The 9,191-nt window shown below is 45.9% G+C and carries 9 protein-coding genes; 2 read left to right on the forward strand and 7 right to left on the reverse strand.

Annotated features, from left to right (window positions below; translation table 11 throughout):
- The 3 genes from F6K37_RS24390 to F6K37_RS24400 all read right to left on the reverse strand — a co-directional run.
- A partial coding sequence (locus F6K37_RS24390) for an MFS transporter (RefSeq protein WP_287252678.1) occupies positions 1–254 on the reverse strand: 254 nt, incomplete at its 3' end.
- Between the two features lie 557 nt (positions 255–811).
- Positions 812–1,156 (reverse strand): hypothetical protein, encoded by a 345-nt coding sequence (locus F6K37_RS24395; protein WP_008182045.1) that lies wholly within the window; start codon positions 1,154–1,156, stop codon positions 812–814.
- A 362-nt stretch (positions 1,157–1,518) separates the two neighbouring features.
- A complete protein-coding gene (locus tag F6K37_RS24400) occupies positions 1,519–2,703 on the reverse strand; it encodes an NAD(P)H-quinone oxidoreductase subunit H (protein ID WP_008182046.1) in 1,185 nt (394 codons plus the stop codon).
- Between the two features lie 284 nt (positions 2,704–2,987).
- Here F6K37_RS24400 and F6K37_RS24405 point away from each other — a divergent pair, with 284 nt between their 5' ends.
- Entirely contained in the window at positions 2,988–4,736 is a 1,749-nt protein-coding gene (locus tag F6K37_RS24405; protein ID WP_287252681.1) for a sensor histidine kinase, read from the forward strand.
- A gap of 19 nt (positions 4,737–4,755) precedes the next feature.
- Here F6K37_RS24405 and F6K37_RS24410 read toward each other — a convergent pair whose 3' ends face one another.
- The 4 genes from F6K37_RS24410 to F6K37_RS24425 all read right to left on the reverse strand — a co-directional run bounded on the left by F6K37_RS24410 (position 4,756) and on the right by F6K37_RS24425 (position 8,452).
- Positions 4,756–6,192: a DICT sensory domain-containing protein gene (locus F6K37_RS24410; protein WP_287252684.1), complete on the reverse strand. Its 1,437-nt coding sequence runs from the start codon at positions 6,190–6,192 to the stop codon at positions 4,756–4,758.
- 104 nt (positions 6,193–6,296) lie between these two features.
- Complete coding sequence (locus F6K37_RS24415; protein WP_287252687.1) at positions 6,297–7,817, reverse strand: UDP-N-acetylmuramoyl-L-alanyl-D-glutamate--2,6-diaminopimelate ligase; 1,521 nt, start codon at positions 7,815–7,817, stop codon at positions 6,297–6,299.
- Between the two features lie 108 nt (positions 7,818–7,925).
- On the reverse strand, positions 7,926–8,198 hold the full coding sequence (locus tag F6K37_RS24420) for a glutaredoxin family protein (RefSeq protein WP_008182053.1): 273 nt from the start codon (positions 8,196–8,198) through the stop codon (positions 7,926–7,928).
- Between the two features lie 8 nt (positions 8,199–8,206).
- Positions 8,207–8,452, reverse strand: a complete 246-nt coding sequence (locus F6K37_RS24425; protein WP_162278944.1) for a hypothetical protein — start codon at positions 8,450–8,452, stop codon at positions 8,207–8,209.
- Here F6K37_RS24425 and fghA point away from each other — a divergent pair.
- Positions 8,339–9,190: an S-formylglutathione hydrolase gene (gene fghA / locus F6K37_RS24430; RefSeq protein WP_044492587.1), complete on the forward strand. Its 852-nt coding sequence runs from the start codon at positions 8,339–8,341 to the stop codon at positions 9,188–9,190. The two genes, F6K37_RS24425 and fghA, sit on opposite strands and share 114 nt — an antisense overlap.
- Position 9,191 lies beyond the last annotated feature (1 nt).

Genomic DNA, 9,191 nt, shown 5'->3' on the forward strand with positions numbered 1-9,191 from the left:
GTACCAATAATTACTACCAACTTGCGACTGCGCAGGTCTGCCATACGCCCCAGTGGGTTTCTAAACAGCAACAGACCAATGGCAAAGCAACCCATTACTAACCCTACCTGTTGCTTGGTACCACCCAAGTCTTCAATATATTGTGGGAGCGTTGGCAACAAAGACGTTAAGCTTGACCAAAATAGCAGACCTACAGTAAATAAAATCAGCAAATTTTGGCGTTGCTGCCCTTCCAGGGTCTGAAAAACTTTCACGCACTCTATAATCCTGACAAAACTGGGACTTGAGATAGTTAGATCATCAAATCCGGTTGACTAATCCTCATACTCCTTATCGGGTAATCAGTATTTCCTAATGGCTGATGGGTAATTGTCAATTACCCATCAGCCAAAGGGCGAACGCCTAACCATCCAGGAACTATTTGGGTAGTGATTAACCGGACTTGATATTACTTCTCTAGTTTACTCTTCTTAACATTTTGCCCAGAGGCTTGGACAGGGTGATCGGGTGATGGGGTGATCGGGGTTGGGGGAAGAATCTCACGACCTATTATTGTTCACAAATTAATTACGATGGCGATGCTCTGAAAGAGCCGCTACGGGAACGCAGCAACAACTCAGGTCAAGCTTGGCTACTGGTAGCGGATAATGGAGCGCTCAATATTATCAGAAAACTATTCCCCAAAGCGTTTGTAGAAGGGATAGGGGTCTTGCTGTTAGCACCTTTACAGGTTTTACTGTATCAAGGATAATTTTGAGCAAGCCTTTGGCTTACGCGAAGGGTCACCATTTTCACTATTTTATTTTACGGTTCACGAGCCTCTAATAATCGATTTTCTAGCCCAGTCTTTAGTATTCTCCAGGTAAGTCACCAACATTTTCCATTCCCTAGCTTCTTTTGTCAAATCCTTAACATTGCTCAGGTAGACTAGAGTAATGCGGCGCTCTTCGTTATCAGAACAAACCTCTAGAATGGTTTTGTATAGCTTTTCCCAATGCTCTAACCAGTTATCTTCAATGGGATCAAAAATTGCCTCGAACAAATTACGCCATAACAACTCAATAGTTTTAATAGTTTTGAGATTTTCCTCGGTAGGCTTATCCCAGCCTACATGGCGCTGACGTAATACTTTAATAGGTGGGGGATTTTCACTCATAGACAGCAAGTTGACTATTCAGTCTTTGGAGCTACATTCCTAGAATTCCCTAAATGCTGTCTTAACATCACAGTTTCACAAAAAATCAAAAATTCCTCCTAGTTTAGCAAAGAATAGGAGGAATAGCCGATAATCTTAGCTGCCTAACTTCTAGATATGAGGCTAATGGTAAGCTATCAGCTATCAGCTATCAACCAAATACCAAGACCAAAGGCTGACGGCTGATAGCTGACGGCTGATAGCTGACGGCTAATGCTAAAAGACGGCTAGTTGAGAGCTTCCGTCCTTGAGGCGGAGCTAACTAACGTTGCCCCCGCTTAGTCTAAAACCTAGAGCCTATTACCTAGAACCATTAACCTAATTTAACGGTCTACTGACCCCATAATAATGTCAATACTACCGAGAATCGCCATAATATCGGCAACTTTGACTCCTCTGAGGATATGGGGCAGAATCTGTAAGTTATTGAAATCGGCTGGACGAATCTTCCAACGCCAAGGAAAGACATTATTATCACCAATAATGAAAATTCCTAGTTCTCCTTTCCCAGACTCAAGACGGACATAGTGTTCGCCCTTGGGAATCTTGAAGGTAGGGGCAATTTTCTTGCCCATGAACTGATAATCGAAGTCGTTCCACTGGGATTTGCGACCCTCTGCCATCCGCTTGGCTTCTAGGTTTTCGTAAGGACCACCGGGAAGTGCTTTTAAGGCTTGACGGATAATCTTAACGGACTCCCGCATTTCCCTAATCCGCACCACATACCGGGCAAAACAATCACCCCCGGTTTCCCAGTGTACTTCCCAATCGAAGTCGTCGTAGCATTCGTAGTGGTCAACTTTGCGCAAATCCCACTTGACTCCAGAACCTCGTAGCATCGGGCCAGAAAGTCCCCAGTTAATGGCTTCTTCCCGACTAATGGTACCGACACCTTCAACTCGGCGGCGGAAGATAGGGTTGTTGGTGATTAACCGTTCGTACTCATCAACTTTAGGGTCAAAGTAGTCACAGAAGTCTTCGCACTTATCTATCCATCCATAGGGTAGGTCAACAGCAACTCCACCAATACGGAAGTAGTTGTTGTTAATTAACCGTTGTCCACTGGCAGCTTCCCATAGGTCATAAATCATCTCCCGTTCCCGGAAGATGTAGAAGAATGGGGTTTGGGCACCCACATCTGCTAGGAATGGTCCAAGCCACAGCAGGTGATTGGCAATCCGATTCAACTCCAGCATGATCACGCGGATGTAGCTGGCACGTTTGGGTACCGGAATATCTGCTAATTTCTCTGGGGCATTGACTGTAATTGCCTCGTTGAACATCCCTGCTGCATAGTCCCATCGGCTCACGTAAGGGACATACATAATGTTAGTGCGATTCTCGGCAATTTTCTCCATGCCTCGGTGCAGGTAGCCAATTACCGGCTCACAATCTATCACATCCTCCCCATCTAGGGTGACAATTAAGCGGAGAACGCCATGCATGGAGGGATGGTGGGGACCCATGTTGATCACCATGGGTTCGGTTCTGGTCTCGATCTTTGCCATATTTTGATTAATTGCCCCAACTGTTAGCTGCTAGCTGTTAGCCGCTAGCTATTAGCTTACCAAAACAGAGGCAGATAGGTAGTGTATGTTGTTAACTCTAACAATGCAAGAACAATTTGATATTTTTAATTCAAACTGTTAATTTCTGTTTAAGCTCCTTCTTTCCAATGCTTAGGTTAACGGGAATTGCTACGTAGAAGTTCGGTTCTACGATCCTTAAACTATCAGCAATCACATTACCATCTTTATCAAAGGAGTTGATAGTTTGAATTACTGCACTAGCTGTGCATCGGGGGTGGATTGTGGTGCCAAGGTGGTTATTACCAAGTATAAGTGAAATTTTATCCCAACAGGAATTAATTGAAAGCGATGACAAGGTTACTGTTTCAGTAGAGCAAGCAACTGTGATTGACACTTGCTCAGTAGGTGCTAGCTGTCGCAGAACAAGAGAAGGTGCTAGCCCTAAGCATAGGGCAGCAGCAGCTAAAGCTCAACGGGAATGGCAAAGTGCGATCGCTACCTTGGAACAGTTGCTGTTGCCAGGGGTTTCAGGCAACCGATCAACAAGCCATAATCCCGAACACTCGTCGAAGCAAGGACTAATTCTAGCTGGTCCTGCTCCAGTCTTAAGTGATCGAGAGCTACTGGCAAGTTTCGAGACTGGGATTTTTACGAACGACGCCTTGAATCCTTGGGCTTTTATGCCCTTCCAGCTACCTCCGGCTCAACCTGATACTACTCCTTTTGTACAAAATACGACCTACAGGTTACCCCTGTTTCCAGGAGACCCCTTAGCTAACGAGCAGTTTTGTTTAGTTTTTACTAAAGACTTTAGCTTAGTCATGGTCTCTGGGAAAGACCACTTTGGCGTTCCAGGCTTTCAATTCTCCTTTGACCCAGAGGATATCCAACATGTTTGGGCATCACTGCGCCATAGACTATTACTGAGCAGTTCTCATCATCTGAGGCAGTTGGAAGCTTTAATGGAAAAATTTGTGCCAAAGCCCCCCGATTACCGCATTGTAATGAACTTTGGTCGTGGGCTTCTGGAGAATTTACCAGAACTGCCTTCAGTAGAACTGAGCCAGACTATACCGGTTACAATATCCGAGTCAACAATGGTTCAGCCAAGACAACCTCAGCATCAGAGGGATAGGGTCAAAACTGGTAGTCACTCACAAAATGGGTCTTCTAGTACACCCTTTGCCAAGAAACAGAAAGTACAGGAGCCTAACTGGCAACGATTGGTGAAAAATGAAGCGCGAGGCTTTCCTAGAATCTCTGCTGTTCACCCAAAAGAAAATTCTGAAGCTACACCTGACGTTGAGCTGCTCCGAGCTCTGACCCATGAAATCCGGACACCCCTAACTACAATTCACACCCTGACTAAACTACTGCTTAGACGTCGTGACTTGCCTCCAGAAGTCATGCGGCGTATAGAAATTATTGACCATGAGTGTAGCGAACAAATCAACCGCATGGAGTTGATTTTCCGGGCAGTAGAATTAGAAACAACGGCAGCCAAGCAAACCCCTGTTAGCCTGACCTGTATATCTCTGGCTCGGGTTTTTCACAACAGCATCCCCCGCTGGCAAAAACAAGCACAGCGACGTAATTTAACCCTAGATGTAGTCTTACCGCAACAGTTGCCAACAGTGGTCAGTCATCCCGCCTTGCTAGATCAGGTGCTAACTGGCTTGATGGAAAATTTCACCCGGTCTATTCCAACAGGGGGTCACATCCAGTTACAGGTTACACCTGCTGGAAACCAGCTGAAGTTACAATTCCAGTCTCAGATTAATCACGAAACAATTGCTGACGACCATTGCCCGACATTGAAGTCCCTTGGTCAGCTGCTGACTTTCCAGCCAGAAACGGGTAGTATCAGTTTGAATTTGAATGTGACCAAAAATCTATTCCAGGCGTTGGGGGGCAAACTAATTGTTAAGCAACGACCCCAACAGGGTGAGGTGATCACAGTATTTTTACCGTTAGCTGACCTGGCTAAGACACCATTGCCTGGGATTGGTTAACCATTACCTCGACGATTTTTTAAGTTTCAGAGGCAATTGGTAGCAGCACTTTAAATTGGGAGCCTTGCCCGAATCGACTAACTACTGCAATTGAACCACCGCCCCGTTGTAATAACTGTTGCACAATGGTTAAACCTATCCCTGCACCAAGGTCTTCCCTAGGTGTTGACCTACCCCGATAAAAACTGTCAAAAATCTTAGGTATGTCACTTTCAGCAATGCCAATACCTGTATCACTAAATATCAGCTGAACATACTTGCCCTTACGAGTTCCCTGTACTCTAACTTTACCGCCAGCGGGAGTAAACTTTAAACTATTGTGCAACAGATTAATCACGATATGCCTCAAGCCCACCTCTGAAAACAAGACTGAGGGGAGATTGGCGGGAATTGTGTAGCCGAGCTGGATGCCTTTTTCTTGGGCAAGGGGTTGATAGGTGCTGACAATACCAGGAACAATGTCTGCTAGCTTCAACGGCAAGGTTTGATCCGTTTGGGGGTCACCCTCTAGCTGAACCAGTTCTAGTAATCCAGCCACTAAGGAATTTAAGCGATCGCATTCTTTATAAAGAAGCCCAATATAGCGTTGGCGTTGGGCGAGCTTCATTTGTGAGGCATCGAGCAGCTTCAGGGCAGTTTTCATGTTCGTTATGGGTGTCCGTAATTCCTGAGCCACTCGCTGAAGTATCTCATCACTCATATAAGGCTCGACCTTTGATAAGGAATTCTTCCCTACCACAACCGACTCAGGAACTGCTGGCGGTGATGGGGGAGATGGGTTAGTCTCCCCGATTGGCTGTGTTGCCAGGGTATTCTGAACAATTTCTTCTGTACGTTGTACTTGTTTAACCAACAACTGGGTTAGTAGTGTACTATTAAGTGTTTCTGGGGGAGCTAAAAGGGTTTCCCAATGGCTGAGTTGGTCTGCTGTATTGCTCCCAATAACTGTACTTAACCCCTGTAAAAACTGCCGAATTACTGATTGCTCAAGGGTAAAAACAGCTAACAATGGTTGACTGAGTTCACTATCAGTTAGATTGTCAGATTCCGATAGATCAGGCTGGCAAGCCACAATTAAACTACTATAGTTCTCACCGAGAATCAGTAAGAAATACTCCTGTTGTAGTTGAGTTTCAGTCTCCAACGGTAGGGAAAACAGTTGAGAATCTCTGTTGAGGTTAACTCCGTTTTTCCAGTCATCTCCTAAACAGTGGCACAGATAAATTGTTTTGGGTACATCAACCTGTTGTTGATACCGTTTTATTTCTCTGTGCCAGCCCTCACCCTGTGGCTTGACCAAAATTGTGGCTGAAATGTTTTGCTGAATTAGCAGGTCAAAGGTTGCTCTGACTAGCGATTTCAGGGTGACAGGAGTGATTGTTAGAGACTCGGGAGAGGCAAGAGTCTCTAAAACCAGCTGGTAGAGAGACAATTCTGGATTAGGTGGCAGGTTCATTTAGGGTTAAAGGTGGTTTGGTTAAAGGTGGTTTGGTTAAAGCTTAAACGTTGACCTTCCATGTGATAATCTACAACCTGCCCGCTAAAATAGCTGTCAACTTGCTAACCTATAACCTGTAGCCTACTCATCAAAGCATCTCGGGCTTGCTCTCGGTCATCGAAGTGGATTTTTTCAGTGCCCAGAATTTGATAATCTTCGTGACCCTTACCAGCAATTAAAACTCCATCCCCCGGTTTTGCTTGCAAGATGGCAGTCCGAATGGCGGTAGCGCGATCGCAAATTACCATTGGTTCCACTGATTGAGGAATCCCCTCTAAAACATCCTCTAAGATGCTTTCTGGGTTTTCGGTGCGAGGGTTATCCGAGGTGACTACAGCAACATCAGCTAACTGAGCCGCTATTTTCCCCATCTTAGGACGCTTAGTGCGATCGCGATCGCCACCACAGCCAAATACACAAATCATCTTGCCCTCAATAAAGGGTCGTGATGCCCTGAGTAAGTTTTCTAAACTATCTGGGGTGTGGGCATAATCGACAATAACACTAATATCCTGTTCCGGTTGAATTTGCACCCGTTCCATGCGCCCTGGCACTCCTGGAAATTGAGCCAAGGCTGCTGCTACTGATTCTAAATCCAAACCCAGCTCTAAAACTGTTCCTACTGCTGCGAGCAAGTTAGACAGATTGTATTGACCCACTAGGGGCGAATTAAAGCTAACCTCTCCTACTGGAGTATGCATAATTCCTCTAACCCCTGTTGGCTCGTAGCTTAAGTCCTTCGTCCAGAAATCAGCGGATGGGTTTTGGATACTATAGCTCCAGACTTGCTCAGTTGGTAACTGTTGGATTAACCGCTCTCCATAGGAGTCATCAGCATTAATAATTGCCCTGCCTTTGAGATAGTCGGAACTAAACAGCTTAGCTTTAGCGCTGAAGTAATCATCCATGTTCTGGTGGTAGTCCAAATGGTCTTGGGTGAGATTGGTAAACACCGCCACCTCAAACGGACAGCCCTGGATTCGACCTTGGGCTAAGGCGTGTGAACTAACTTCCATCACTGCCATTTGGGCACCTGCTTTGACCGCTAACTGGAGCTGTTGTTGCAATTGAACTGCAAATGGTGTAGTGTAGCTTGCTGTTTGCTCAAAACCTGGCCAACGGGCATAGAGGGTACCCAAAAGTGCTGTGGGGATAGGACTAGAGCTATGAGCGAGCAGAAATTCAATCAGATGGGTAGTTGTAGTTTTGCCATTAGTACCCGTGACTCCAATCAGCCTGAGCTTCTGTGCTGGGTAGTCGTAGAAGGCTGCTGCAGTTTGAGCAGACACGGTGGTCATGTCATCGGCAGCAATTACACAAACTCCTGTTTCCGGTGAAAGTTCCTGGGGGGGATGTTTGGCAGCCGCTTGGGGAGAAATTATCGCTGCTACTGCCCCAGATGCGATCGCACTTTCCCAGAACTCTCCACCATCTACCCTAGTGCCTGGCATCCCGATAAATAAATCTCCTGGTTGGCAGGCGTGGGAATTGGTACAGATGCCTGTAACCGTTACATCAAGACCCTCGGGGCTAGGAATTTCCACAATATTGGCAATTTTGGCTAATAATTCCCTTAGCTTCATAATCTATTGCACCAAATGACACTATAAGATCTACCGAATCATCACAGCCACCAGTCAACCGTCAACCGTCAAACCGTCAACCGTCAAACCGTCAACCTGATGTATCGCCTATTTTGGCTCACTAACAGGGAAATATTTCCGTAACATTCGCTGCAATTGTGCAACGCTAGCACGAGGAGAGGGGCGAGGCAGGAGCTGTTCCTGACCAAAGTGGTTGATACATAGTACTGGCACTTCATACTGATAGGATTGGAACCAATCCTCTCGACTGGTAATGTCTCGAACCTCTAGCTTAAAGGTTAACCCTTCAATCATCTCTAGCTTTTCAAGCAATCCCTCACAAAGATGGCAACCGGGTTTACTGTAAAGAATTAATTCCATCAGGCAAGTTAGTTGAAAATTGTTGATTTAGACGATAGTTTAATAAAGATAAGTGCAGCTTCGGCAAACATAGCTGGAGAAACGCTAAAATGCTGGACAGCCACATTCGCCTTCATGGTACGTCCATTTGAACCAGCCCCATGTCCACAGACCTTCGCCTCGTCTCCGAAAACCGTTGCTTTGGCGGTACAGTAGGTTTTTACACTCATCAATCTCAGACTTGTAGGAGCGAGATGGGGTTTTCCGTATACCAACCCCCCCAGGCGAAAGTGCAATCCGTTCCAGTTCTATATTACCTGTCAGGTTTGACTTGCACGGAAGAGAATTTTATGGTTAAATCGGGTGCTCAGCGATTTGCAGCCAAGTATGGATTGATGTTGGTGGCTCCAGATACCAGCCCTCGGAATACAGGAATTCCAGGTGAGGACGATGAGTGGGACTTGGGGTCTGGTGCTGGTTTTTACGTAGATGCCACTCTTGAACCTTGGTCAGCTCACTACCAAATGTATAGCTACGTTGTCCATGAGTTACCCGAGGTAATTGCCAAAAATTTCCCCACGCAAGTTGAGAAACAAGGTATATTTGGTCATTCTATGGGCGGTCATGGTGCGTTGATTTGTGCCTTAAAAAACCCAAAGCAGTACCTATCTGTTTCTGCTTTTGCTCCCATTGCTGCTCCCATGCGCAGCCCCTGGGGTCAGAAGGCATTCACCAATTACCTCGGGACAGACCAAGAGCAATGGCGAGCTTACGATGCCAGCGAACTGGTGTTGACAGCCAACTATAACCATACAATTTTGATTGACCAAGGCACCGCTGACCCCTTTTATGAGAAGCAGCAGTTGCTCCCTGAGGTGTTTGAGAAGGCTTGTGAAAAAGCAGATCAGCCCCTGACTTTCCGTCTCCAGGTCGGCTATAACCATGGTTACTATTTTATCGCCACCTTTATAAAAGACCATATCAGCCATCATGCTGAGGCTTTGTTGGATTGAA

The sequence above is a fragment of the Moorena sp. SIO4E2 genome (genome assembly GCF_010671945.1).
Lineage (GTDB): Bacteria > Cyanobacteriota > Cyanobacteriia > Cyanobacteriales > Coleofasciculaceae > Moorena > Moorena producens.

Coding starts and splice junctions, on each gene's coding strand:
- F6K37_RS24395 (WP_008182045.1), bottom strand. CDS start 1,156: ATGAGTGAAAATCCCCCACCTATTAAAGTATTACGTCAGCGCCATGTA.
- F6K37_RS24400 (WP_008182046.1), bottom strand. CDS start 2,703: ATGGCAAAGATCGAGACCAGAACCGAACCCATGGTGATCAACATGGGT.
- fghA (WP_044492587.1), top strand. CDS start 8,339: ATGTCCACAGACCTTCGCCTCGTCTCCGAAAACCGTTGCTTTGGCGGT.
- F6K37_RS24415 (WP_287252687.1), bottom strand. CDS start 7,817: ATGAAGCTAAGGGAATTATTAGCCAAAATTGCCAATATTGTGGAAATT.
- F6K37_RS24410 (WP_287252684.1), bottom strand. CDS start 6,192: ATGAACCTGCCACCTAATCCAGAATTGTCTCTCTACCAGCTGGTTTTA.
- F6K37_RS24420 (WP_008182053.1), bottom strand. CDS start 8,198: ATGGAATTAATTCTTTACAGTAAACCCGGTTGCCATCTTTGTGAGGGA.